General features: G+C 60.4%; 1 protein-coding gene and 1 pseudogene. Both read right to left on the bottom strand.

Annotated elements, in window-relative coordinates; translation table 11 throughout:
- Positions 1-94: pseudogene (locus A3728_RS19790) on the bottom strand (50S ribosomal protein L18); the annotation flags it as partial.
- A gap of 11 nt (positions 95-105) precedes the next feature.
- The coding region (locus A3728_RS19795; protein ID WP_082858019.1) for a 50S ribosomal protein L6 at positions 106-298 on the bottom strand (193 nt) is incomplete at its 5' end.

The raw sequence follows: 298 nt of genomic DNA on the forward strand, positions 1-298 counted from the left end.
CGCTGAGGCGCATGCGCCCGGCGTTGACCTTGCGAAGCTTGTTCCGAACGCGCAGGCGGCGTTTCAGAAACAGTTGTCTTTTGCTGTTTGCCATCTGTTGCGTCCTTACTTCTTCTTGCCTTCTTTGCGGAAGATGAACTCACCCTTGTAGCGGATGCCCTTGCCCTTGTAGGGCTCCGGCTTGCGCCACGCGCGGATGTTCGCGGCCACCTGGCCTACGAGTTGTTCGTCCGTACCTTCCACGACGATTTCTGTCTGCTTCGGCGCGGTGACGGTGACGCCCTCGGGGGGCGTGTAG

This window comes from Sulfitobacter sp. HI0040 (assembly GCF_001634885.1).
GTDB lineage: Bacteria > Pseudomonadota > Alphaproteobacteria > Rhodobacterales > Rhodobacteraceae > Sulfitobacter.